Source organism: Vibrio sp. KUL70, from assembly GCF_059725515.1.
Window position 1 is genome coordinate 397,608 of the sequence record NZ_AP045835.1, and the last position, 25,592, is coordinate 423,199.

The following is a 25,592-nucleotide window of genomic DNA, read 5'->3' on the forward strand; positions in this document are numbered from 1 at the left end:
GCTATTTCGATACAAAAATGGACGCTTGAGCGTCCATTTTTATTCCATTGAGTTGGGTTTCGCTTAACCAAAAAATGAGGACAGCATCCACAGTGACAAGATCACAAACACACCACCCATCACTTTTTGCTGATACGTTCTAAACTTCGTATTTTCCAGCAATGGTTTACCCAAAGTTCCTGCCAACGCAACCAGCAAGAAATTAAAGGTTAAGCCTAATAAGTTAAGCAGCAAGCCTAACACCAGCATTTGTTCACCCGATGTCGCTTCAATGTTAGTTGAAACGAACTGAGGGAGAAACATCACAAAAAACACCAATGCTTTTGGATTGAGCAAATTACTGATCAACGCTCTTTGGTAGTACGCTTTAGCTGCCGAATTATCACTCAGCGCAGGAGCATCACCTTGATCAGAGCGAAGACAGTCCCATCCCATTTTGAGCAGATAAGCTCCGCCTAACAGATGCAATGCTTTTAGAGCAAGCGGGCTCATTGCTATCAACGCCGATACGCCCATCGCCGCTAAAACAGTAAGAATGATCCCTGAAGTCGCGTTACCTAAACTCGCAAACAAGCCTACTTTACGCCCATAGCTCATACTAGAGCTGGCGATCAGTAACATGTCAGGACCAGGAAGAAGAAGCAGTGCAACAACGGCAGTTAAGTAAACAGGAAGTATGGCTAAATCGATCATTAAATTGTGCGTTGATATAAAAAAGACGGCGAATTTTATACCAACCAGACACTTTACACTAGATGCAATTTACTGAAACCTTGCTAATTTGACGAATAAAAAACCACTACAAAGCAATTAATCAACCTAACCCTCTAGTCTAGCTCCGGTAACTGGAAAGACATTCGTTTTCGGCAACCCTAAATTCAGAGTCACTGATTCATTCGATATCTTACTTAGCTGCTTTGTTGCTGAACCATTTTCGTTACTTAGCCACCCACTCTATCTCGACCAAAGTCTGCTCACCACATTTCAAGCGCCCCAAAAATAGGTCACCCTGATGAACCTCACCCACACCTTTTGGCGTGCCGGTCATAACCACATCACCATCAAGCAGCGTGGTGTACGAACTCAGCTCCTCAAGGATAGTTTGCGGTGGATAAAGCATCTGTGAAACGTGCCCTTTCTGAACTCGAACGCAGTTAATAAAGAGTTCTAAGTGAAGGTCCGATAAATTCAGTCCGTCTGTCGAGACAAAACGGCTGAGCACAGCAGAACCATCGAATGCTTTAGCTCGCTCCCAAGGCAAACCCTTCCCTTTGAGGTAGCTCTGCAACTCTCGCTTAGTCAAGTCCAAACCTAAACCGACAGCAATATATCGCCCTTGCTCGACAATAAAACAGATCTCCGCTTCATAGTGAAGCGCTTCTTGATGGAAAGAGGTTAAGGTCGAGGTCACACAGGTACTTGGCTTATTGAAGACCACCATATGTTCGGGAATGGCGTTGTTCAACTCTTCAATGTGATCAACATAGTTACGACCTACGCAAAGAACTTTGCTTGGTGCTGCGGTAATTTTGGAGTCCTGCCACTGCGGTTCTACGTGAGTGTTGCTCATTGTCTTTCCTTGACCATTAATCGAGCAAAGAGTTTAACTGATCAATGATTGAGAATCTTTGACAACCTAACACCTTGTTTCAAATATCTGATCTTTAGCGCAGTCTAGATAGGATGGATAGAAGAGAAGTTTTTGGAATACAAAATAAAGCAGCCCCTTCAAACCTTTCGGTTAAAAGGGGCCTAGCCAGTGTTTAGGACAGTATCCTAAGAGGGGAAATACTCTTGGGAGTAAACACTATGCTAAATTATGGTTTGGCTTATAGGTAGTAACGAGCACCGATAGTCCATGCATCGTTAGACGTATGTGCAGATTCGCTGTTTAGGTCGAACTGATAAGCGACGTAACCAACAACGTTGCTAGTGAAGTTGTATTCAGCTTGCAGTGCTAGCTCTTCACGAGCAGTCTCAGTCGCCGCGCCTTTCATCAACTCACCTTCAACCACTTCGTAGTTCACACTTAGGTTTAGGCTGTTTGAAAGACCGTAAGCAGCCAATAGCTCGTATGCTGTGCTCTCTTCTAAAATAGTACCTTTTGCTAGACCAGCGTTCATATTCTCGTTCAACGCGTAGATACCCGCAAGGTAAAGACCAGTACCGTATGTACCGTATGCAGCAGAAACTAGGTGAGATTCAGCTGTGTTTGATTTGCCAGAATCGGTGTAATCACCAGTGTTGAATGCGTAGCCTAGCTTAACACCTGCAATTGAGTAACCTAGAGTTGCTTGTACACGGTCGCCGTAATTAACTTTTACACGAGAATGAACGATGTCTGATGGATCAGTATCATCATAAACGTCTGTAGTTACAGTGTTGTCACCTTGCCAACCTAGACCGAAGCTAAACTCGCCAGCATCGCCAAATTGAAATGCGTTACGGTAGCTCACCATTTTGTCCGCACGACCCGTACCTAAAGCACCGTGGTTGTCGTACAAGAAGTCATTCGCGTATGCGATTGGCATATCTGTTACGTTAGCTACGTCGTAGTATGGTGCCCATTGTGTACCAACAACTACGCGCCCGAACTCGTCATGTGTTAGACCAACATAACCAAGACGAGTAGTAAATGTGTCGTCCGCGCCTTCAAGCATGTTAATTGCCCACTCACCTTTAGCGTCTACTGTGAAGCCATTGCCAAGATCTTGAGTAGCGTTAAAGTTGATACGTGGAGAGTTTGAACCTACAGAAGCATCTTCTTTCTCAGAACCATTTACGTTTACAGAAACGTGGCCACCAATATCAAATGTTGTGCCATCTTCGTTGTAAAGTTCTACTGCAACTGCCTGTGTACCAAATACAGCGCCAGAAACAGCAAGCGCTAAAAGTTTCTTATTCATTGTCATGTCCATTTGTAACTTAAGGGTGTTTACTCACTAACAACCTCTAGATAAAACCGAAGTTGTTACCTTCATTTAACAAGTGAGGCAACCGTAAGCGATGAATGACAAAAAAGTTGCATTAAAATATATAAAATAAAAAAAAGAGAACTATAGAAAACAAAAAATTCATTAAAAACAACACATTAAGAAAGAATAACCACCCAGAAAGCTAGAAAATATATATAGTTATAAAAATACATGTATGACTTTAAATTCACTAAAGGCAAATAGAAAGTCACATTGAATTTTTCACTGTCAACCTCACTTTCCACCCAGAAATACTTAGTAACATTATGTAACATGCCGAATTTTTTAGCGGCACGTAATTTATTGGCTCACTATATCAATCAAAAGTGACTACCATGTTTGAATATCAACCAGCAGCAATACAACGTGGATAAAAAAAGCAACCTCTGGTAAAGGTTGCTTTCTCGCTCTTAATCCAACTTACTGTCTATCGATTATTTAAAGCAGGTCTCTGCCCAACGCGCTAACCCTGCAGTCACAGAACCAAAGTAGTTACCACTTACAATGGGTACATTCGGCACGGCTTGTTCTACGGCTTGACGAAGAATCGGAGAGCGTGCAGAACCACCTGTCATGTAGATAACGTCTGGCCTTTTCTGTCCTTGTTGTATCGCTTCCTTAACCAATTCAATCATCTTGGCTTTTGGTGCATCAATTGCTTCAACCATTTGTTGAACTGAGATATCCACTTCAACCAATTCAGACGCGACCTGAATTGCAGTTCGATACTCACTACTGTCCGCAAGGGCAATCTTTGCTTCTTCGGCACGTCTTACAATGCTGTAGCCTAAGGTGTCGTGATATACGCGCATTAATCTATCAAGCTTTGCTGGCTCAGCCGCCTCTTTGCGCAACAATTTCAAAGCAGAAAGATTTTCTCGAGAATAGAAGTTCTTCTGAGCCTCAACATTGTTGATAGCAATTGGGTTCCAGAACTGCGTTAATGGCATATCGATCCCTGAGATACTTTTACCCGTCATCCCAAAAGGGTGCATCAAACGTTTAAAGGCAAGATAGATATCTAAATCATTCCCCCCTACTCGTTGACCGCTATGAGCCAACAAACTTCCACTTCGATCCGCGTTTCCAGCCCATGTCGGCCCCATTTCAAGCAATGAACAGTCGGTAGTACCGCCACCAATATCGACCACAAGAACGGTTTGGTTCTGAGTGAGCGTACTTTCGTATTCAAGCCCTGCCGCCACGGGTTCAAACTGAAAGGCGATATCTGAGAAACCCGCACGCGTAGCCGCTCGAGTTAGAATGCGCTCAGCTTGTTGGTTCGCCTCTTCACCACCACGGCCATGAAAGTTGATTGGACGGCCGATAACCGCTTGTTCAATCGCACACTGCGTAGAGCGTTCAGCTTGTTGTTTAATGTTCGCCATCATGGCGCACACCAAATCCTCAAAGAAACTTACTTGAACGTCATGTAAACCGCTCGCGCCCAAAAACGACTTGGGGGACTTTACGTAGTAGACATCTCGAGGGTCTTCAAGATACAAGTCCAGCGCCGCCTGCCCAAACGCCACATCTTCCGGCACCAAGTCAATACTCTCCTCGCGGTTAGCCGCAATCGCACGACGCAGTACCTGCTCGCCAATCGCATCACTTGGTTTGATGTTTAGGTGACGGAACAAATGTTCAGAGACACTCTCGCGTGTTGGGGCGAAAACCGTCGAGGGAATATAATGGTTGTCACCTTCAAGAGGCAATAGGCGAGGTGCCCCCTCGATCATTGCAGCAACTGAGCAGTTTGCCGTTCCATAGTCAAATCCGATGAACATCAATCATATCCCCCAAGCTAGAAAAGGGGCGAGATGCTACCTGAAATGCCTTTCGATCGCTAGGTTAAACAGAACTATTCTTAACTTCTATGCTCAGTATGTTACATTGCCACGCAAATGGCTCAGGAATTAAAAAATGAAAACACCTTGTATCGCAGCTTGTAAGAATAATGGCGGTATTTGCGGCGGCTGCCATCGCACCATAAATGAGATCATCGGCTGGAAAAACCTTTCCGATGAACAAAGAGAGCAAGTGATGCAGAACCTTTCGGCTGAAGGGGCAACACACCAATGTCCTCAGTGTAACGAAACAGCGCAATGCGATATCAGCGCGGGTAAAGAGACATGTTGGTGTTTTGAACTAGAGAAGAGAGATACAAGCAGTGTGGCCAAGCAAGGCTTATGTATGTGTCGCAAATGTCTCTCTGCATTACCTATCGAGTGACATCAAGCATGACTTATCTATATGACAAGAGGGCCCAATGCGCCCTCTTGTTTTTTGTCTCAATCGAATAGTAAATTACTATTTTTTAGCCAATGCTGGTGCGGAAAAACGAATACCCTGCCAACCATGTTTAATAAAATTACGAATGTTTTGGTGATCATCGTTTTCTGGAAACTCAAGAACATCATGACGGTAGTACTGACCAAAGCAGGTCAAGGTTTGCTGCTCAGATAGCCCTTCCAATTGACCAAACGCAAAGATTTTACACGAGCCGTTGTTCTGCCCGGCTGCATTCACCACATCTCCGTTGGCGAATTCACGTTCTGTGAACAAGTAGCCATTTTCAATAACTTGCATTGTATCTTCAAACTGAACGCTTTCTGGCTCGTTATCTAGTTTAGCCAAAAAAGTTGATAGTTCCATTGCTCTTTTCTCCATTTAGATCATTCTTTGGCAGTGTACCGAGTTTGATTGCAGCTGCAAGATGGCAGCGTCCAGTTGAGCATAAAATAAACACAGTTTTCTGAACTTGCTGACTTACGCGTAAAACCATATGACCTAATTTTCGGTATCTAAATATCATCAATTAATATAATGAAACTAATGACATAAAACGATCAGAGCGTTATATTGCTTCAATAATTGTTTAACACTGCTTATATGGAAATATGCCAAAAGATACCAACCAAGAACTGTTTAGATATCTGAAATCAGGCACACGTACGGCAGGTGTCCTTGAATTTGGCCCACAAGATTCTATCCAAGTAAGTACTCTTTATATCGGTCACAAGGAAGATCAATACTTGGTGCTTGAGTTGTCTCAAAAATCGACCGAAGCTTTAACCCTCAGAAAACTAAATAATGTTGATATTATTATTAGAGCAATTACTGACACTGAGTTAGGCCATATTGTGGCCTTTAAGACCAGTATTATCTCCCATATCACTCAGCCAGCTCATCTGATTTTTCTGAGACCACCTTCCAACTTCGCAACGAAACCAATTCGCGAACATGAGCGCTATAAGATAAACCTTAGCTGTGAAGTCTCCCTCGATACACTAAATCTTGATGCTACGCTTATCGATTTTTCTATTTCCGGATGTGGCGTGTACGTATCGCAGCAATCCGACATCAATATTGATATGAAGATTAAAATATCCTCAATATTAGATGAACACCTACCAGAGAGCTTGGTGTATAAAGTAGTGAGTAAAAAGCGGCATGGTCAAGGTTGGCTTCTTGGCATTAAATTCCCAGATCATCTTGATCTCGACGAAGAGCTAAAAAAGCTTTTACTAGAGTTGGCGTTCAATGCAGGCAACCTCTAACGTAATTTGTGATAAAAAAGGCGCATAATGCGCCTTTCTTCTTGTTCACTGAGCTTATACATTACTAGCAACACGTCGATCTGGCAGGTAATGCTCCTTGAAATGGAGGAAAGCTCGATGCAGTGACTCTTCTTTGATTGGTTTCACAATCACATAGTTCGCCCCAGCTTCCATAAATCGATCTCGCGTAGAAATTTGCGCATCCGCCGTACAAGCATAGATTGGGGTTTGCAAATTCAACTCCTCTCTGAACTTAATCGTAGTCTCTACTCCACCCAAATTGGGAAGTTGGTTGTCCATTAAGATCAGGTCATAGGGTTGAAGTTCAGCATACGCCACAGCCTCTAAACCATCTTTGGCCCACGTCACCGACATCCCATATTTTTTGCAAAAGGCTTGTGCAATGAAAGCGTTGGTATGATTATCTTCGACCAACAGTACCTTTAATGCTGTGTCAAAGAGATCCCTTGGTGCTACAGACTCACCCTGTAAAGGGCCTGCGATGGGTTCAGTTCGGTAAGTCACTGGGATATCAATAACAAACTCAGATCCAGCATTTTTACGACTTCTGACTTTGATATCACCTTCGAGCATGTCCACTAAGTTCTTAACAATCGCCAAGCCAAGTCCAGTACCGCCATATTCACGTGTAGTGGTTTCCTCCGCTTGAACAAAAGGTTCAAACACCTCATCTAGCTTCTCTGGTTCAATACCGATTCCACTGTCTTTTACAGTCACAACCAGCCCGGCTTGATTGGTGTTAATGGTGGTTTCTAAATCAAATAACACCGATATCCCACCAGAGTGCGTGAATTTCAGAGCATTACTTAGTAGATTAAACATGATCTGATTCAGGCGAACCTGATCCGTGTAGATCTCAAGCCCTTCTGGAAGTCGACTTTCGATATCAAAACTGATTGATTTCTCGACGCAGAGCGGTCTGTATATGCTATCTAACGTATTGATGAGCTCTGAGAGGCGGAACTCTTTCTTCTGGATATTGAATTGACCTTGTTCGATCTTCGAAAAATCTAGAATGTCATTAAGTACAGCAAGTAGATGTTCCGCACTGTTACATAAAACATCGACTTTTTCTCTGTTGCCTTCGCCAGTCATCGAGCGCTTTAAGAGTTGCGACACACCCAAAATACCGTTAAGTGGTGTTCTAATTTCGTGGCTCATTTTAGCAAGAAAATCCGCGCGAACATTAGCGAGGTGCTCAGCTTCTTCACGTGCGCGATCGGCTTGACGCTCAGCCTCTACCAGTTTAGTGATGTCTTGCCCCTGAACAACCACGCCGGTAATGCCATGCTCTACACGTATCGCTGACATGTTCCAACGGAATACCTTGTCACCAATAGGCACATTAATACCGGTTAGCTTCGCGCCCTGAAGAACCATCAGTACATTGGGCTTTATATTTCTCTCGAACTCCTTGGCGAGCTCGCCTTTAAAATCGTCATCTGCGAACATCGCCATACGAGCAGCAGGATTCATCTGAATTAGAGTGCCCGTTTCAGACCAAACCAAAATGGGCGAGTGCGCAAAATTGAACAAGTCTTGGAATTTTTGACTCTGCTCTGCGAGCCGCTCAAAGGTGTCTTCTAAGGTGCAACCAATATGATGAAATTCATAAATATTTGAGCCATCGAATCTATTTCTCTCGTGGTTGTCACTCGCTGAACGAGTAAATTCCATCAGTTTATTCAGCTCTTTAGACACGCGTTTGTGGATCCACCCTCTTGCAAAAAATGACATTGCAATCAAAACAATCACCACTGCCGCGATAGCACGCTCATAATTTTTTTCTAGCGCAACAAAATTACTGTTCTTCTGCACAGCACGAATCGTAAGGGGTGTATCAACGGAATTGATCTTGATGCGTGCAACAGTCACGAAGTGCGCTGGTATCTGTTCGTGAAAACCGTCATAGATAACATCGCTAAGGGAGTAAGGTTCATCACCCCTGAATGTCGATGTGACAGGGTCGCCATGAGCTTCAATGACGATATTCTCGCAGTTGCTTCCCTGTTGAATAGACTCGGCTAAGGAAAAATTATTGTCCAATACAATGGTGATATAGAGTTGCCCAAGTACCTCACCGGTTTTGTTATCGACAATAGGGTTTCTTCGCGCTAACAGATGTCGTTTGCCAATATCGGTATCTAAATCCAGGAAGTGCCAGTTACTACTAAACGCAACCTGAGAGGATATGTACTCTAAACTGCTATCGTCAAAACCATAAAACTGACCATTGCCGTCTTCCCAAGCCACACCATCATGCGTAGTAACAAAACGCATATCTGGTGCGTGGTTGGGCTCTCGTTGGTCAATACCAAAGAAAAAATAGCTTAGCTCTTCTTTATTACCGCTCTCGAAGTACTCTTTAAGCGTGGCACTGTGAGAGCTACTATCTTGGTGGATTTGAAGGACTGACAAGCGGTAATCAAACATGTTCTGTATCAAGCTCGATGTTTGCTGAACCGTTCGTTTAGTTTCTTGCTTTACAATACTACTACTGGTTTCATAGTTATGAATCAGCACACCAATTGCCATAACACCGATCACCAGAATAATAATTCGAGTGATGAGTTTCGCGAGTGTATTACGTGGCGTGTTGGCGTAGCTTTTCTTCATTATTTTCCTGAGTATCTAAAAGCACGCTGTTTAAGCGACTCTATATGTTCTTGGCTATCTTCTTTGGTCACAACCTCAAAGTCTCCAGAGTAGACGGTAGGTACAGCAAAGCCCTCTAAATCCCACTTAATCGCTTCTGCCATCGCGATACCAGTGTCGTCATTCATTCGCATCACAGTAACATCTAGATCACCACGAGCCAACGCTTCCAATTCTGCAGAGCCGCCGCCCCAGCCATTGAGTTTAATATCCAAACCAGACTCACGAATGGCTTTAGCGGCACCTAATGCGACATCGGTAGCACATGCATAGATAAAATCGAGATCCTGATTGCGCTCAATGCTGATCTTGGCCGCTTTATAGCCGCTCTCCATATCAGATTTGGTATAAAAGGAGGATTTGAGTTTGAAGTCTGTCTCTTCGCTGATTTCGTGTATAAATGTATCACCACGAGCATCGCTGATGTAGCCTTCTGAACGATAGAGGACCGAATATTCACTCTCATCTCTAGAGTGAGTTTTAAAATAGTCCGCCAACTTTAGGCTACCCGTAGCATGATCGAACCCGACATACATAAACGGCTGTCGCTCTTGCCAAGCTCGAACTGGTGTTGTGATATTTTGCAAAATCAGCTTGGTGTTGGTTGAGCTCAAAACATGCTCAATAAATTTACGATGGCGAGTTGTATCAAGTGTGAAAATCAGATAATCGGTCTTATTCTCTATCGCTTCTTGAAGAGAAATACTTTGCTGCGTCAAATCTGCATTGACACGCGTAAATACTTGGTTGATTTGGTAGTTGATTCTAAGCTTATCCAAACGCTTTTCGAACGCTTGAATATTTCTTACCCAGTAATCTGAGATCTGTTGACCAGGATAGACAACCGATATGGTGATAGGATCAAGCTGTTTAGCCTGCAAAGGAACAGGCGGACTCAACACAGCTTGGTTCATCTGTTCAGTGAGTGCTTTTTGTGCTGGAAACTTATCCAAAAATTCTTGGTATTCCCAATAACCGTTGAGCACGTGAGTGCCGTGAGAAAAGGCTGGCCCTGACAATAGCGAAGCCCCTAGCAACATAAGTGAACGTTTCATTATTTTCTCATTTTTTATGAGCTACTTTGGCTCATTTGTACCTAGCTTGACATCATATCGCCGTATGACTTTCAATACATTATGTAGGACAACCGTGAAAAATGATAGGTTCAAACAATAGTTAGAACACCATTCCCATCAACAAAATATGAACTTAATTTTGAAATGATAAAGCGGTTCCAGGGTCAACCAGAAACACATTCAAGCAAGTAATAAAGAGAAAATAAAGCCTCCATCGACGAAATCAACTAAGATTTGAACGACGGTTCAAAATAAACAACTTTCTCATCCTTAATGTCGACGAATAACCGCTGTTTAACCAAAGACTCTTTGCGCAGCTTAGAGAGTTGCTTAATAGCGTATTCAATTCGAAGCGCTGAACTTTTTGAATCGACGATATGAGTCCATTCCAGAGACAAAGGACCTTTGCCTTTGAGAGCTTTCGCGCCTTTACCTTGCTGATGCTGGTCAAAACGACGAGTCAGATTGTTAGTGATACCACAATAGAGGGCGTCATAACGAGTGCGGATCAGATAAACAACCCAATCCGCATCGGAATTTTTATCTGTCATCTAAATCAGAGATTCAACCAGAGCCTTTAACTCGGCTAGCTCTTTTTTCAAATTCTCCACCTCGGCCTCTAGCGCTTCAACGCGTTCGTTACTAGAACCCGATACCATCGCTGGCGCAGCGGATGCCAATGCTTCTACATCAACTTCACCGCTCAGCAAGTGTTGATAACGAGACTCACGTTTGCCAGCTTCACGAGGCAGCTTAACCACAAGAGCGCCCTCTTCACGAGCAGCTAACTTGTCTAAAACCGCTTCTACCTCTTTTACGTCCGTGAAATTCGCCAAACGACCAGTGCGCGTTCTTAGCTCGCCAGGGGTCTGAGCACCGCGTAATAACATGCAGCAGATAATTGCGCGTTCTTGATCTGTAAATTGCAGATCACCAAACTCGGTATTACAAAAACGATGTTGGTACTTACTCACACGGCTATTAAAGCCACTTTCATCACTCACCAAACGGCGTGAAATGAGCCCATCAACAGCGTCAAGTACATCCGATTCAGACAAAGAGAGAACAGGCTCACGATTGCTCTTTTGGTTGCACGCGGTTGTTAAACTATTGAGAGTAAGAGGATAGTGATCAGGGGTCGTCACCTCTTTTTCAATCAAACAACCAATAATACGAGCTTCTATTGCGGAAAGTTGTGTGTTCATTATTTTTCCTTTTTATTATTTTCAACTCCGTCTGTACACATTCAAAGCTAACCTAACCGGCTAGTGCTCAGACAGAATCGGGACTCTTCGTTTTCGGCCTTGTTCATCAATCACCATGATCTTAGAACGATTTAATTCAATTTCCACCACCTCTAGGTTGGTACGCTCTTTTACATAGGCGGTTCGAAGCTTGTCTTGGTCACTACAAACTTCTTGAGAAATCACTTTCGACTCCTCACTATTGGGTTCTGATTGGTTCATCTCACATTTCATATAATGCTTACGTCTAAGCAAGATACTATCGTGAACTGTCAGAGAAAAACAATCAGCTGAGCAGCAGAGTGCTGAATTATTAAACAACCTTACTTTTGCTTTGATCTAAAGACTGTTACAACCGCATTCGATGTGCTTTAATCAGAATCAGACAACGTATATGACGATTAGGAAAAGGAATCTATGAGTAGCGTATTTGAAATTGTTAACCAGGCACGTCGTAAGAACAAACTTAAGCGTGAACTTCTAGACAACGAAAAGAAAGTTCGTGATAACCGCAAACGTGTAGATCTTCTAGACAACCTACTAGACTACATCAAGCCAGAAATGTCTCACGATGAAATCTTAGGTATCATCAAAAACATGAAAGCGGACTACGAAGATCGTGTTGATGACCACATCATCAAGAGTGCTGAAATCTCTAAAGCTCGTCGCGACATCAGCCGCCGCATCCGTGAACTCACGGAAGAAGACAAGCAGACTCAAGGCAAAAAATAGTCCCTTGTTGTCCAACGAATGATAGTAACCCACTTTAATAAGTGGGTTTTTTTAACTCTAAATTGAATGGCGATGTACAAATAACCGTTGCCCTATATCCATGAATAGCACAGTACGTACAGGGACGATTGTCATTAAACGATTCCCAAGCTATCGAAAAGTTCATACAGCTGGTGAGATTTGTAAGGCTTGGGAAGATAAGCATTCATGCCTGCTTCAAAGCAGTCTTTAATATCTTCATCGAGCACGCTCGCCGTTAGTGCGATAATAGGTAGTGATGAGATCCCCTGCTCTTTCTCCCAAGCTCGAATTGCCTTAGTGGCAGTGATGCCATCCATTACTGGCATCATACAATCCATAAGTACTGCATCAAACTGTGCACCTTGAGTAACCACGTCCACGGCTTCTTGACCGTTACTTGTGATCGTATATTCATAGCCTGCTTTTTCTAGAAAGAAACTCGCTATTTTTTGATTCATTAAGTTATCTTCTACAATCAATATCCGACGATTGAGTTGGTGGACATCCTCTGATTTCGTTGGCTTTTCGCTCACTTGATTTGCTCCAGTATCGAGCGCCAAGAGACTATTCGAAAAACGCTTACCTAAGAAAGGAACAGTATGTGTCGAATGAACAGGTTCTGTGATTTGATTGGTTTTAAACAGATGATGCTGACAAACAATCACTTTAGATAGTGGGTAGCGCTGCTTCAAAGACGCGAGATCTTGTTCCATCGATTTATGTAACGTATGACAATAGAGCAAGACGTCACAGTCAAGCTGAGCATTGGATATATCGTCAATAGACGGAACGACTTCAGGCTGAATGCCAAAACGTTCGCACTCTTTGCTCAACTGAGCCACGTAGTTGAACCCATTGGAAACAATTACAGCATTCTTCAAGTTATCAAATGTTTTGGGTTTACTCTCTACGATATCGACGTAAAAACTGAAGCTAAAAATTGACCCTTCACCCTTTACAGAGTGTGCCGTGATACGTCCGTCCATCAAATCAACTAGTTGTCGACAAATTGCTAAGCCGAGCCCGGTGCCCCCAAACTGACGCGTGATGCTACCGTCTTCCTGTGTGAAAGGTTCAAATATTGAATCAATTTGACTCTCTTCAATGCCTATCCCGGTATCGGCAACATGACACTCGATCATGCCTCGGCTCATTGAACCCGGTGTGAAGGTTACTGTCGTACTTATCGCGCCAGAATCAGTAAACTTGATCGCATTCGACAGCAAATTAGTCAGAACTTGGCGCAATCTATGTTCATCAAACAACAGCTGATGTGGGGTATTCGCATCAATGTTAATATCGAGTTCAACATTCTTACTGATCGCTTTGGATAATATGACGCTAACAGAGTCGTAAACCACTTCACGTAGGTCTGCCGCCTGAGGTGAAAGTAACAAGTTACCTGATTCAATCTTAGACAAATCGAGAATGTCATTAAGTAACACGAGCAGGGTATGAGAAGAGGACTCAATATCTGAAAGTACTTCTTGTTGATTTGCATTCAATTGGCTTTGTGAAAGGATTTCAGCCATACCGATAATGCCATTGAGGGGCGTTCTTATTTCATGAGACATATTCGCCAAAAAAGCACTCTTAGCTCGATTAGCTGAAATAGCGTCCTCTTTAGCTTCAACCAAATCTCGGTAGTGTTGTTGATTGTCACTCATGATCTCATTGACCTTTTCTGCAAATTGCGTCAATTCATCATGCCCTTCTGTCTCAATAGGCTTATGCTCCCCAGTCCCGCGATTTTGATCAGACATTCCATCTAGGATATAGGAGAGGTTTCGATTGAGACGCAGTGACGTGGTCGATGTCAGCCAAAAAACCAAGGTCGCAAGTGTAATAACCAACATCGTTGTCAGCGTGGTACTAATCTTCTGTGCTTCAATGCGCGAAGCCAGCTCTGCTTGCAGCTCAGCGGTATAACTATCCACCACTTGTAAAGTCACGATATGGCGCTGCTCTAACCCAGAGACATACTGTTTGACCTCTTGCGAGTTGAACTGCCGTTTGAAGATTCGCTCGCGAAAATCAACGCTATCTTGATAGTCTTGGCTCGTAAACACATCCAGTAACTGCCCCAACCGAGTCGATGAATCACTCCTTCTCAACAGGGCATTTAAATACAGTGATTGACGGTGAATGGTACTCAAATAAAGGTCGAGGTTGCCGTCTCTTAGGTCGGGATAGAGATAAAGTTTATAACCCACCCACGCTTCTTTCTGTGTCCAAAACACAAAATTGTTGAGGTCGCTGAAAATCTTACCTGCCGTATTGATACTGTCATCGGCAATAAAGATATCCACATCGTTCAGCTCGACCAATATTTCTTGTAATACGTCAAAAGCCCAGATGCCAAGAGACGGTTTTTGCTCAATGGAGGGATTCGATAGTTGTTGTAAGATCTGGTCGAGATCATCGAGCTCGTCAATAATGTCCCACTGTGCTGATAACTCTTCGAGTTGCTTATTATACTGGAGAATGCTCCCAAACTGCTTGGCAGCTGACGCGTATGCACTTTTTCTGATGGGAGAAGAATTGGGCAGGCGCAATAGACGATAAATATCTCCAGACAGCGCACTAAAGGACTGTAGCGCCTCGATCTTCACTCGAGTCGCCTCCAAGTTCGTCACCTGCTCTCTGTTGTTCAAGGCTTCGTTAATCGTAAAACCGAACATAAAGAGAATCGAAATAGATGACAGAAGAATCAATCGCCACCTAATTGATATATTTATCATTTTAAATCCAGTTACTCCCTTTCATGCAACCCATTAGGTGCTTTGTTTAATAATAGGACACTCACGGAATTTAATTTATCAAATATGCAACTTGTACTCGCTGATTCCTTAGCTGTCATTTATAAATCATGTCAAATTTATAGATTTCGTCGCAATTGATCACCTTTTAGGTTGCTAATATGAATATTGTTAGTATCGAAATTGAGAACGGTAAGGCGTCAGAAGCCGATTCATATAGGAAAATAGTCGAATGTTTTTCTTTCAGAATATACAAAATTCATTCGAAATAGGTTGATAGAGAAAGGTAATAGACATAGGTGGATACATTTCCACCGAGATGTTAACTCATTTCATTTATACACATAGTTAGATCACACTTTACACACCAACAAAGCAACCGTTTGCATCTTGTTTTTGATCTGAGTATTTTTTGACGAAAAATAAGTGCTACAAATCGACAAAGTCAATAGTGTTGCATATCACAAAACTCGACGTTATAACCAAAAATTCTAGGTATATCAGCCAATATAGCTGGATTTAATTTTACTAGCAGAATAACAGACCGTACCTTACAATCCCGCCACATAAAAATCACAACTTAAATACAAGCCCATACGTGCCATTAAAAGTGACAATTTAAGATCACAGCACAACGGTTTATCCCCCAAGCAGGTAAGCACCCTACACTCGCCAAGCCTGCAAAACTTAACGTGAAAGGTCCCAAGTAAAGATGAGCCCTGAAAAGCACCTCCTAGACTGGCAAACTAGTCAAACTATTGCTGAATCTATCGCCCCAACTCTTGGTCAGCTATATCGTCAAAAAGGCGTTGAAGTCATTCTTTTCGGAAAGACGTTAGTTAACGCAACAACCATTGACATCATCAAAGCTCACCGACTTTCAAAACACTACACAGGCTCCCCGCTTACCCCTTCACAGACACAACCAATCATTCAACACCTACTATCAATGCGCCTGTCTCCTTGCCGCGTTGATGTTGGCCGCCTAGCGTATGAATACTGGGAAAACCACGATGATGTAACGGCACTGGATGACTTCCTTCAAACGGCTCTTATTGAGTCTCTAGAAGGCGAAGCGATGACTAAGCCTCGCGATGTTGTGTTGTACGGTTTTGGTCGTATCGGTCGACTACTGACTCGTATTCTTGTTGAAAAAAGTGGTCCAGGTTACCCTCTTCGTTTACGTGCTATCGTGGTTCGTGGCGGTAAAGATGGTGACTTAGAGAAGCGTGCAAGCCTACTGCGTCGTGACTCAGTACACGGTCAATTCAACGGCAGCATCGTTGTTGATAGCGAGCGCAAAGCGATCATTGTTAACGGTAACTTTATTCAAGTAATTTACGCGAACAAGCCAGAAGATGTCGATTACACAGCTTACGGTATCAACAACGCACTGGTTGTTGATAACACAGGTGTATGGCGTGACGCTGAAGGTCTTGGTAAGCACGTAGCTTGTAACGGTGCAAGCAAAGTACTGCTTACAGCGCCAGGTAAAGGCGACATCAAAAATGTTGTATTTGGTGTTAACGAAGACGTTATCAAGCCAGAAGATACGATTATCTCTGCAGCAAGCTGTACGACTAACGCAATCACTCCTGTACTTAAAGCCGTACACGATAAGTTTGGCGTAACATCAGGTCACATTGAGACTGTTCACTCATTCACAAACGACCAAAACCTGATTGATAACTTCCACTCAGGCGATCGTCGTGGCCGTGCTGCTTCACTAAACATGGTTCTAACGTCAACAGGGGCTGCGAAAGCTGTAGCGAAAGCGATGCCAGAGATGGCTGGTAAGCTAACAGGCAACGCAATTCGCGTACCGACACCAAACGTATCCATGGCGGTAGCAAACCTAAACCTTGAAACAGGTACAACAAAAGAAGAGCTAAACACATACCTACGTGAAATGGCACTTTCTTCTCCGCTTTCAGCTCAGATCGACTACACAGACTCAACGGAAATTGTTTCTACTGACTTAGTCGGCTCTCGTCACCCAGGCGTTGTTGACGGCGTTGCTACAATTGCACAAGACAACCGCGCAGTTCTATACATCTGGTACGATAATGAGTTCGGTTACAGCTGCCAAGTCGTTCACTGTATGGAACAGATGATGGGCGTACGCTACAAAACTTACCCAGCGGTTTAATCCTCTAGGTATAACAAGCTCCACAACATAATAATCATATAAGCGAAGTTCTTATGAGCTTCGCTCCCCCCTTTCCTCGAGAACTTTACGGTCAATTCTAGGAAAGTTGCCACTTGGTTCTGCTCTCTCTAACTGAACTAAGTGGCCTTTTTCATTCTAGTAATTCGTCTCATTGAATGCGCAGAGCAGATCAAACAGAGAATTACCCAAGTTCGACTTCCAGTTCGCTATCAATAGTGCTTGAACATGCCAACACATAGCCTTGCTCTATCTCCTCTGATGTCAGAGTTTCTTGGCTACTGGAACTGACACTGCCTTTGGTCACTTTGCATTTACATGATCCGCAAATACCACTGCGACATGCAATGATGATTGGAACGCCCGCTTTCTCTAGTGAGTCGGCTAACGGAGTTCCTAATTCTGCTTCAACCTTGGCACCAAACGCCGGCACAAATACTTCAACAGGTCCGCTCGTTTCATCGACTTCTACTTGATTTGCTGTCTCCAGCTTTGAGGTTGGTGTGAAGCTCTCTTGATAAAAGTTCGCCATGTTAAATTCAAGTTCAGTTAGGTAACGTTCTACGTCTTCCATGAATCCAACTGGCCCGCATAAGTAGACGGTTCTTTCTAGAATGTCAGGAGATAGGCGAACCAGCCAACTCTTATCTAAACGCCCTTGAGGTGCCGTGGTTCCTTGATTATCTTTTAGCAGTAGCTTGAGGTTGAAATTCTCATGCATTTCATCCAACCGATTAAGCTCTTCAAAATAGATGGTTTCTTGCTTGCTGCGTGCCATGTGGATGAAATCAATGTCAATCGCAGGATCATGTTTTAACCAGTACTTCACCATCGAGATAACTGGTGTAATACCGCAGCCTGCGCTCACCAAAGTAACCTTCTTAGTCGTGCTAGGCTTGCAATCAATGCAGTTAAACTCACCCGCAGGCTTCAGTACCGTGACTTCATCACCTTCGTCCAGTTCATCCACAATAAAGTTTGACACTAACCCGCCATCGACACGTTTTACTGTCAGTTTCAAACGGTTGTCATCCGTATCTGAGGCAATCGAATAAGCTCGATAGTCCATTTTCTGTGGCATGTTCAAGCCTAGAGTGATGAATTGACCCGGCTTGAAGTTGAAATGGAGATCTTGCGGAATTGAGCCCAGCTCAAAGCTAACCGTATCTGGTGTTTCATGCCATTTTTTAAGACAAACCAAAGAGATTGAATCGCTATCAGACCAAGCGTACATAGTTATACTCACTTATTATAATTTGGGATGAACGACAAAAGCCTCGAACCCTTTTAGACTCAGTCTATTAGGCACGAGGCTTAGTTAGCGAGATTAAGCCGCTAAGATTGTTTTAAGATCTTGTTCAGGTGTAGAGATAGCGCGCATGTCGAACTCGTCTTGAATGATCTTCAACAGGTTCTCGGTTAGGAACGCAGGTGCGGTTGGACCTGTGTAAATACCTTTCACACCCAGTGCAAACAGAGTAAGCAAGATCACAATTGCTTTTTGCTCAAACCAAGAAAGGACCAGAGTCAATGGAAGCTCATTGATCCCACAATCAAACTCTTGAGACAGAGCTAAAGCAAGCTGAATTGCAGAGTATGCGTCATTACATTGGCCAACATCGAGAAGACGTGGAATACCGTTAATGTCGCCAAATTGGTTCTTGTTGAAACGGAACTTACCACAAGCCAAAGTCAGAATAACCGAATCGTCAGGAGCTTGAGCAGTAAAGTCTGTGTAATAGCTACGTTCCGCTTTATCACCATCACAACCACCCACTAGGAAGAAGTGTTTGATGTTGCCCTCTTTAACTTGCTCAACCACCGCTGGAGCCGCTTCCATAAGTGCATTGCGACCAAAGCCTACAGTGATCATCTGTTCGATCTCGTCGTGCTTGAAGCCCTCTTGTGCTAATGCACAATCGATAACGGCGCTGAAGTCATCACCTTCAAGATGCGCGACACCCGGCCACCCCACGATACTACGGGTAAATAAGCGATCGGCATAAGCACCTACATCTGGGTTAAGCAGACAGTTAGACGTCATCACGATCGCACCTGGGAAATTAGCGAACTCTTTTTGCTGGTTTTGCCATGCACTACCGTAGTTACCTGCTAAATGCGGGTATTTGCTGAGTTCAGGGTAACCGTGAGCAGGAAGCATTTCGCCGTTAGTGTAGACATTAATGCCCTTACCTTCTGTCTGTTGCAGGATCTTTTCTAGGTCGTGTAGATCATGACCAGAAACAAGAATGCAATGACCTTTCTTCGTTTTAACATTAACGGCTGTTGGCTGTGGGTGACCAAAAGTCTCCGTCTCGCCTTTGTCCAACATCTCCATGACTTTGTAGTTCATCAAGCCGATCTGCATTGATGTATCAAGCAGCTGTTTCAGATCCGTAGGATCTGTACCCAAGAACGCCATGATTTGGTGGTATTCAGCATGAATGTCTTGGTTTGTTTGACCAAGAACACGTGCGTGTTCCATGTATGCTGCCGCACCTTTCAAGCCGTATAGACAAAGTAAACGCAAGCCAATCACGTCCTCATGTTGGGAATCATGACCACGGTTAACCGCAGCTTGTGGTGCAAGTGCAAGCAACTGACTGCTATCTGTTGGAAGATCAAATTGAGCGGCTGGTGACAGTGCTGGAATTTCAAAACCAACCACCAGCGCAGCAGCACGAACTTGTTGCTCTAAACGCTGCTTATATTCGTGTGACTGTTGAGCAAATTCAATGATTCGCTCAGGGTCAAAGTTCACGTTAGTTAATGTCGCGAAAAACGCTTTTGGTGCCCACTCATCGATTTCCGTATCTATGATGTTGCAAGCGCGGCCTAAATTGGCCCAAAAAGAAACCCCTTGCAGTGAGTACACCAACACATCTTGCAGATCAGAAACTTCAGAAGTTTTACCACACATACCTTGTGCGAATGAGCAGCCTTTAACGGTTGGCGTTTGAATAGTTTGTTCACATTGAATACAGAACATATTGGGCTCCAGTCATAGTCGTTTGTTGTAAGTTCTTGGCTCACAATGATTTATTTTTCCTACTCCCTAGAGCACCTTCCATGCCAACTTTTAACTTACTGTTTTATATAACAAAAAACACAAAGCCATATTTTAAGTGCGTATTTATGACTACAAGATTCTACTGAAAATAAACACACTCAGGTCAATATGACTTCCAAAGATTTTTTTGAACACCGTTCATGTTTCGTTCAGAAAAGCTTTGTTAGAGTGACAACATAGAAAAAGAGGAAATGAATTATGAAAAATATCTTAGTTACTGTTGCAGCGCTCTTCACTGGTCTTATTGCACTATTCACCAGCTTGCTACTTGCTATCCCTCTAACGATTGCAGCTCTAATCACAGGGAAAAAAATTCAGAAGCAAATGAACCAACAAGGCTTTACATCACGTATGAATAACCACTTCTCTCCGAATCGAGATGCTGGTGTTATCGAAGGCGAGTATGAAGACTTGTCGAACAAACGATAAGCGCAAGATTCGTTAGCATGAGCACAACACAGTGGGCTTAATGAAGTGATGGCGTCTGGCAGTGTTATGGCAAACTCAAAGTAGTTTTATAGCCAGTTATCCTAGTCAATAGTAAAAAGGCTCACCACAAAACACGGTGAGCCTTTTTGGTTTCTACAACGTGTTTGCTAGATTGTCCACACCACACGTGCCGCCAATAGGATCAATACCACACCCGATAGCCTATCTATCAACTGGGCTTGAGAACGGATGCGGTCAACAATCAGCGGGCTCGATAATACCAGTGTAATGAAGGTATACCATAGGCCGTCCACAATCAACGGTGTCGACACAATGATGACCTTGTTCATCAGCTCATTACCTAAAGCGACAAACTGGCTGAACAGAGCGATAAAGAACAACGCGATCTTTGGGCTAAGAATTGAGATAAGAAAGGCCTCACGAGCAGACTGCATGTAAGTGACTGGCTCCCCACCTTCTAATTTTGCCGCAACACCCCCTTTCGAGCGCAGTGCATTAACTCCAAGATATGCCAGGTAAGCGGCACCGGCTAAGCTAATGCCTTTAAACAGCATTGGCGACTGTTCTAACACGACCGCCAAACCGATAATAGTGGCAAACGCATAGATACCTATCCCTGCTGCATGTGCCCAAGCCGCGATCAGACCATTCATTCGTCCACCAGCTAAGCTGTGTTTTGCAATCATTGCCAAACTTGGTCCCGGAGACATCGCACCCAATAAGCAGATAGCTAATAAAGAAAACCAAATCGTTATTGTCATTATTCCATTCCTACACTCAATTACAGCGAGCAGACTATCCTCGCTGACTATGTTGTCACCTTAATTTGAACAAGCCATAAATTGAAATCAAAGATAATCATCATTGTTATAATTTGAAATCATACTGATATTGTAACTGGATTTCTGCATAGCAAGATACGCCTTCTCACGTACCCACTTATGAGCAGAATCATTATCAAATTTAGGGTGCCACATCAGCCAATAGGTATGGCTATCGGTCTCAAAAGGTAAGGAGCGGTAAGTCAATGGTTGATGACGAGCTAAGTTATAAGCAATATGCTCTGGCACAATCATCAGATAGTCATCTTGGTTTAGTACGTTACACGCGGCTGAGAAAAACGGTACTTTCAAAGCCACTCTTCGAGTACGCCCTAGCTGCTTTAAAGCGATATCAGCTTGAGTGTCTTTGTCTCCACCTCCCGTCACTTTAATATGTGCAAAGTTAACAAGATCATCGATACTCAATTTTTCTTGCTGCGCCAGTGGGTGTGAGCTTCTCATCAGACATACCGATTTGTCTTCACCAAGCTTCATGCTTGAAACATGCTCAGGTTTTTTTGGAAACATGCTAGATGCCAAATGAATGCCCATGTCATGAAGGCGTTCAAGGTAACTCGGGTCCCACAACCGGTAAGCGAGATTGATATGCGGCGCAACTTCAGAAACATCGGCAACAATATTAGGCAGTATGTACTGAGCAACATAATCACTCGACGCCAGAACTAACTCCCCTTTCCACTCTTTAGGATCAAAAGGCTGATCATCAAGAAGGTGGTCAAATTCACCTAGCAACGCATCCAATTTATATTTGAGCAACAAAGCGCGTGAAGTCGGAATGAGTTTATTGCCATCTCTGACCAATAAGGGATCATTACACAGCTCTCTCAATTGTGAGAGCTGACGGCTAACCGCTGATTGAGTGATATGGAGTCGCTCCGCAGCTCGACTAACATGGCACTCTTCAAGCAAAACATGCAGTGAACGCAGCAGATTAAGATTAATATTGCCTAGCATGCGAGCCTTACTGAGCTGCGCCCATCATTGTTTAGAATATCGACGATTTGACGATCAAACTTATCCATTATGCTTACGACTTCCATTGCTATCGTTATTTCAGCGTTCTAATTTGACACAAATTTCGACGTTAGAACAGCCGACACTTTCACCTCTAAGATACAAAACACCGTTAAAATGACGCCAAGTTAAGACGTTTCTCTAGCTGCATTCTCAGTAATGAAAGGGTATGCTTTTGCAGTAAAACATAGCGGTAGCGAATCCCAATAAGCACGTTAGCGATAAAAAGAACTTCAAGGACGACGCATGACACAACTCAAGCAAGAAATTACCCTGCTTTCCGGTATCGGGCAGCTTTCCACTACCCTACTCGGAACTGGGTTGTTTATGATCCCTGCAATAGCAGCAGGTATCGCAGGACAACTATCGCTACTGGCTTGGTTACTGCTATTTATTGCCATTTGCCCAATTGCCCTCACTTTCGCCGCACTTGGAAAACGCTACCCCAATGCCGGGGGGACTGCCTATTTTGTGCGTCAAGCGTTTGGGCAACGTATGGAGACGGCAGTCGCTTGGTTATTTGTAAGTGTCATTCCTGTGGGCATCCCTGCGGCGATCGCTTTGGCCGGAGGTTTTGCTCAGCAACTACTTCCCGCACCGCTAAACGCACCACTCAGTGCCCAGTTTTTGACTGTCGTATTGCTGATCATTGTCAACCTTTTAGGCAGCAAGTCTTCAGGTCGGCTGCAAACTGTCATTGCACTCTCTATTCTTGCGCTCGTTGGTGCTTTTATTTGGAAAGCAGATATCGGTATGGCTGACGTCGCGATTCCAAGTGTCGATTCAAATTCAATGTGGGCTATCGGGTCTGCCTTGGCCGTGATGTTTTGGTGTTTTGTCGGCATTGAAGCATTTGCGCATATGGGAGAAGAGTTTAAGAATCCGCAACGCGACTTTCCCCTAGCCATTATCGCAGGTTGCTTTGTCGCAGGTTTGGTTTACTGGGCATGTTCAGTGGTGATTTTAAAATTGGGCGCATATGGTTCCGCTGAATTTGATGCGACGGCGATTCCTTGGGTCACAGAGCAACTGTTTGGTAATGGACTCAAAACTGTGATCAGCATTCTCGGCTTCTTTGCCTGTTTTGCCAGCCTCAATCTGTATACGCAGAGTCTATCACGCATGATTTGGGCGCAAGCTCGTCAACACAATCCACTTGGTAAAATGGCTCAACTCAATACTCGCGGCGCTCCACTTTATCCAACCATTGTTATCGGTGTTGTCGCACTGCTGTCCTGCGTGATTGGTGAGCTATCTTCGTTAGATCTTGAGTTTTTCCTCAAACTTGCCAACGGGATCTTTGTGTTGGTTTACCTATTGGCAATGCTCGCAGCCTGTCGCTTGCTGTCAGGTTCGGGCCAATACATCGCAATCTTATCGCTGCTATTGTGTACCTTAGTTTTCATCTGCCTAAGTTGGTCAATGCTCTATGCATGCTTCGTGTTTGCTGCACTGTTGTTACCTTGGCGTCGTTGGCTAGGTCGACCTCGCGTGTCGTTAGAGTAATCACCGACTCGTAGCCAGAGATATTTTCTGCGCCATTACTCACGATAAAAAATTTGAGCAATGGCGCGCATTTTCTGAGGTATTCGCTCCAAAGGAACGTTTCCAAAGCCCAAAACTACAGCGCGCCAGTCACGGTCACTGTTTTTCGTGTATTCGTAAAAGCTAAACGGACGCACGACAATGTTTTCTTTCTCCGCCCTTTCACTCCAATCTCGTTCCGAAATCCGGCCATACCACTTAACCGTCACATGCAGACCAGCCGCTTGGCTTATCACTTCAAGATCTTGACCAAATTCATTCTCCAACGCTGCTAACGTCGCTTCATGCTTCTGTTTGTAAAGGCGTCGCATTTTTCTAATGTGTCTTAATAGATCACCTTCATTGATAAAGTCTGCCAACGCTTCCTGTGTATGCGTGGGTGAGTCGCCAGTAATAGCATCTTTAATTTCTAAACAACGAGGGACCAACTGTTTGGGTACTACCATGTAGCCAATTCTCAAACCGTTGAACATCACTTTGCTGAGCGAACCCACGTAAATCACCCGTTCGTCTTGCTCTAGCTTGCCTGCTAAGCCTTGCATACTGGTGTAAGGACGGTGTGCAAACTGAAATTCACTATCGTAGTCATCTTCAATGATCCAAGCCCGATTCTGTTTTGCCCAATCAATGATCTTCAGTCTTTGTTCTGTGGTAAGCGTAGTACCCATTGGGTACTGATTACTTGGTGTGACATAGAGTGCTTGAGCTTTACTCGCCAGTACTTTGTCCAAACACAACCCCTGCTTCTCACGCACCGGAACAGGCTGTATCCTGAGTTGTAAAAGGTCGATTATTTTATGTACTTGACGGTATCCAGGCTCCTCCATCAAGACTTCATCCTCGGCTTCAAGCGTCGCCATTAGAGCGATTGATAGTGCCTGTTGTGCACCAACCGTAATAATGATTCGACTGGAATCACAATGAACAGATCGGCTACTCGCCAAGTAATGACTCAAGGCTTCTCGAAGCGCAATCGATCCTTGAACCTGTTGATTTCCCGCAAGGTTTAATCGCGTCACATGCCTCTGCAATAAGCGCTGCCATTTAGCGAATGGAAAAGCTTGAAGATCGGGAACGCCGGGAGCAAAGCCCTGATTCACATCAAAAGCCGGCTTTCCATTCACGTCATGTGATTCTTTGCTTACCGTTTCCGATGCAGCATCTAACGCCCCTAGATAGTATTCGGGCTGTTCTATCGAAACAAAATAGCCTGCTCCTTTTCGGCTCTCTATATAACCTTCACTCATTAATTGCTCGTAAGCAAAAATCACTGTGTTACGGCTGACATCAATCTCCAGAGCTAACTTGCGAGTAGAGGGAAGTTTATTCCCTTTGCTCCAAAAACCACGCACGATCTTTTCCCGGATAGCATGAAATAAGGCGTTCTGACGTGTTGTTGTACTGAGATCTAATGACAGGTCTCCGATATCTATTGGCTGCATAACTGGATCTAAACACTCT

22 protein-coding genes are annotated in these 25,592 nt (G+C 43.8%); 6 read left to right on the forward strand and 16 right to left on the reverse strand.

Annotated elements, in window-relative coordinates; genetic code table 11:
• Positions 1-63: 63 nt before the first annotated feature.
• From AC6I7V_RS15845 to yegD, 4 genes are all read right to left on the reverse strand, one after another.
• Entirely contained in the window at positions 64-693 is a 630-nt protein-coding gene (locus AC6I7V_RS15845) for a LysE family translocator (RefSeq protein WP_255232502.1), read from the reverse strand.
• Positions 694-937: 244 nt separating this feature from the next.
• Positions 938-1,570 carry a fumarylacetoacetate hydrolase family protein gene (locus AC6I7V_RS15850; RefSeq protein WP_498012233.1) on the reverse strand — a complete coding sequence of 211 codons (633 nt, stop codon included), beginning with the start codon at positions 1,568-1,570 and terminating at the stop codon, positions 938-940.
• A 259-nt stretch (positions 1,571-1,829) separates the two neighbouring features.
• On the reverse strand, positions 1,830-2,906 hold the full coding sequence (locus AC6I7V_RS15855; protein ID WP_498012234.1) for a porin: 1,077 nt from the start codon (positions 2,904-2,906) through the stop codon (positions 1,830-1,832).
• Positions 2,907-3,409: 503 nt separating this feature from the next.
• Positions 3,410-4,762, reverse strand: a complete 1,353-nt coding sequence (yegD, locus tag AC6I7V_RS15860; protein ID WP_498012235.1) for a molecular chaperone — start codon at positions 4,760-4,762, stop codon at positions 3,410-3,412.
• A gap of 136 nt (positions 4,763-4,898) precedes the next feature.
• On the opposite strand from yegD, the gene AC6I7V_RS15865 reads away from it, so the two are divergent.
• A complete protein-coding gene (locus tag AC6I7V_RS15865; protein ID WP_255232498.1) occupies positions 4,899-5,207 on the forward strand; it encodes a DUF1289 domain-containing protein in 309 nt (102 codons plus the stop codon).
• Between the two features lie 78 nt (positions 5,208-5,285).
• Here the strand turns inward: AC6I7V_RS15865 and AC6I7V_RS15870 are convergent, their stop codons facing one another.
• Complete coding sequence (locus AC6I7V_RS15870; RefSeq protein WP_255232497.1) at positions 5,286-5,630, reverse strand: HopJ type III effector protein; 345 nt, start codon at positions 5,628-5,630, stop codon at positions 5,286-5,288.
• 245 nt (positions 5,631-5,875) lie between these two features.
• Between AC6I7V_RS15870 and AC6I7V_RS15875 the strand changes: the two genes are divergently transcribed.
• Positions 5,876-6,535: a PilZ domain-containing protein gene (locus AC6I7V_RS15875; protein WP_255232496.1), complete on the forward strand. Its 660-nt coding sequence runs from the start codon at positions 5,876-5,878 to the stop codon at positions 6,533-6,535.
• 54 nt (positions 6,536-6,589) lie between these two features.
• Here the strand turns inward: AC6I7V_RS15875 and luxQ are convergent, their stop codons facing one another.
• The 5 genes from luxQ to AC6I7V_RS15900 all read right to left on the reverse strand — a co-directional run bounded on the left by luxQ (position 6,590) and on the right by AC6I7V_RS15900 (position 11,753).
• Entirely contained in the window at positions 6,590-9,172 is a 2,583-nt protein-coding gene (gene luxQ / locus AC6I7V_RS15880) for a quorum-sensing autoinducer 2 sensor kinase/phosphatase LuxQ (protein ID WP_498012236.1), read from the reverse strand.
• A complete protein-coding gene (locus tag AC6I7V_RS15885; protein ID WP_255232494.1) occupies positions 9,172-10,266 on the reverse strand; it encodes a substrate-binding domain-containing protein in 1,095 nt (364 codons plus the stop codon). Before AC6I7V_RS15885 ends, luxQ begins: the two co-directional genes overlap by 1 nt.
• Positions 10,267-10,514: 248 nt before the next feature.
• Positions 10,515-10,838, reverse strand: a complete 324-nt coding sequence (locus AC6I7V_RS15890; RefSeq protein WP_255232493.1) for a GIY-YIG nuclease family protein — start codon at positions 10,836-10,838, stop codon at positions 10,515-10,517.
• Entirely contained in the window at positions 10,839-11,492 is a 654-nt protein-coding gene (locus AC6I7V_RS15895; RefSeq protein ID WP_255232492.1) for a YceH family protein, read from the reverse strand.
• Between the two features lie 60 nt (positions 11,493-11,552).
• A complete protein-coding gene (locus tag AC6I7V_RS15900; RefSeq protein WP_255232491.1) occupies positions 11,553-11,753 on the reverse strand; it encodes a hypothetical protein in 201 nt (66 codons plus the stop codon).
• Positions 11,754-11,948: 195 nt separating this feature from the next.
• Between AC6I7V_RS15900 and AC6I7V_RS15905 the strand changes: the two genes are divergently transcribed.
• Complete coding sequence (locus tag AC6I7V_RS15905; protein ID WP_032550242.1) at positions 11,949-12,263, forward strand: DUF496 family protein; 315 nt, start codon at positions 11,949-11,951, stop codon at positions 12,261-12,263.
• A 134-nt stretch (positions 12,264-12,397) separates the two neighbouring features.
• On the opposite strand, the gene AC6I7V_RS15910 is transcribed toward AC6I7V_RS15905, so the two are convergent.
• The gene (locus tag AC6I7V_RS15910; protein WP_498012395.1) at positions 12,398-14,965 is read right to left on the reverse strand and encodes a hybrid sensor histidine kinase/response regulator; all 2,568 of its coding nucleotides are present in this window, start codon (positions 14,963-14,965) and stop codon (positions 12,398-12,400) included.
• A 790-nt stretch (positions 14,966-15,755) separates the two neighbouring features.
• On the opposite strand from AC6I7V_RS15910, the gene AC6I7V_RS15915 reads away from it, so the two are divergent.
• Positions 15,756-17,192 carry a glyceraldehyde-3-phosphate dehydrogenase gene (locus tag AC6I7V_RS15915; RefSeq protein ID WP_255232490.1) on the forward strand — a complete coding sequence of 479 codons (1,437 nt, stop codon included), beginning with the start codon at positions 15,756-15,758 and terminating at the stop codon, positions 17,190-17,192.
• A gap of 202 nt (positions 17,193-17,394) precedes the next feature.
• Here the strand turns inward: AC6I7V_RS15915 and AC6I7V_RS15920 are convergent, their stop codons facing one another.
• Positions 17,395-18,444 (reverse strand): FAD-binding oxidoreductase, encoded by a 1,050-nt coding sequence (locus tag AC6I7V_RS15920; protein WP_255232489.1) that lies wholly within the window; start codon positions 18,442-18,444, stop codon positions 17,395-17,397.
• 93 nt (positions 18,445-18,537) lie between these two features.
• Positions 18,538-20,199 (reverse strand): hydroxylamine reductase, encoded by a 1,662-nt coding sequence (gene hcp / locus AC6I7V_RS15925; RefSeq protein WP_255232488.1) that lies wholly within the window; start codon positions 20,197-20,199, stop codon positions 18,538-18,540.
• Positions 20,200-20,478: 279 nt separating this feature from the next.
• Between hcp and AC6I7V_RS15930 the strand changes: the two genes are divergently transcribed.
• A complete protein-coding gene (locus AC6I7V_RS15930; protein WP_372064536.1) occupies positions 20,479-20,709 on the forward strand; it encodes a hypothetical protein in 231 nt (76 codons plus the stop codon).
• Positions 20,710-20,876: 167 nt separating this feature from the next.
• On the opposite strand, the gene AC6I7V_RS15935 is transcribed toward AC6I7V_RS15930, so the two are convergent.
• A complete protein-coding gene (locus tag AC6I7V_RS15935; RefSeq protein ID WP_150897201.1) occupies positions 20,877-21,491 on the reverse strand; it encodes a LysE family translocator in 615 nt (204 codons plus the stop codon).
• An 87-nt stretch (positions 21,492-21,578) separates the two neighbouring features.
• On the reverse strand, positions 21,579-22,526 hold the full coding sequence (locus AC6I7V_RS15940) for a LysR family transcriptional regulator (protein WP_498012237.1): 948 nt from the start codon (positions 22,524-22,526) through the stop codon (positions 21,579-21,581).
• A gap of 306 nt (positions 22,527-22,832) precedes the next feature.
• On the opposite strand from AC6I7V_RS15940, the gene yjeH reads away from it, so the two are divergent.
• A complete protein-coding gene (gene yjeH, locus AC6I7V_RS15945) occupies positions 22,833-24,092 on the forward strand; it encodes an L-methionine/branched-chain amino acid transporter (RefSeq protein WP_498012238.1) in 1,260 nt (419 codons plus the stop codon).
• A gap of 35 nt (positions 24,093-24,127) precedes the next feature.
• Here yjeH and pdxR read toward each other — a convergent pair whose 3' ends face one another.
• Positions 24,128-25,573 carry a MocR-like pyridoxine biosynthesis transcription factor PdxR gene (gene pdxR, locus AC6I7V_RS15950; RefSeq protein WP_498012239.1) on the reverse strand — a complete coding sequence of 482 codons (1,446 nt, stop codon included), beginning with the start codon at positions 25,571-25,573 and terminating at the stop codon, positions 24,128-24,130.
• Positions 25,574-25,592: the final 19 nt, after the last annotated feature.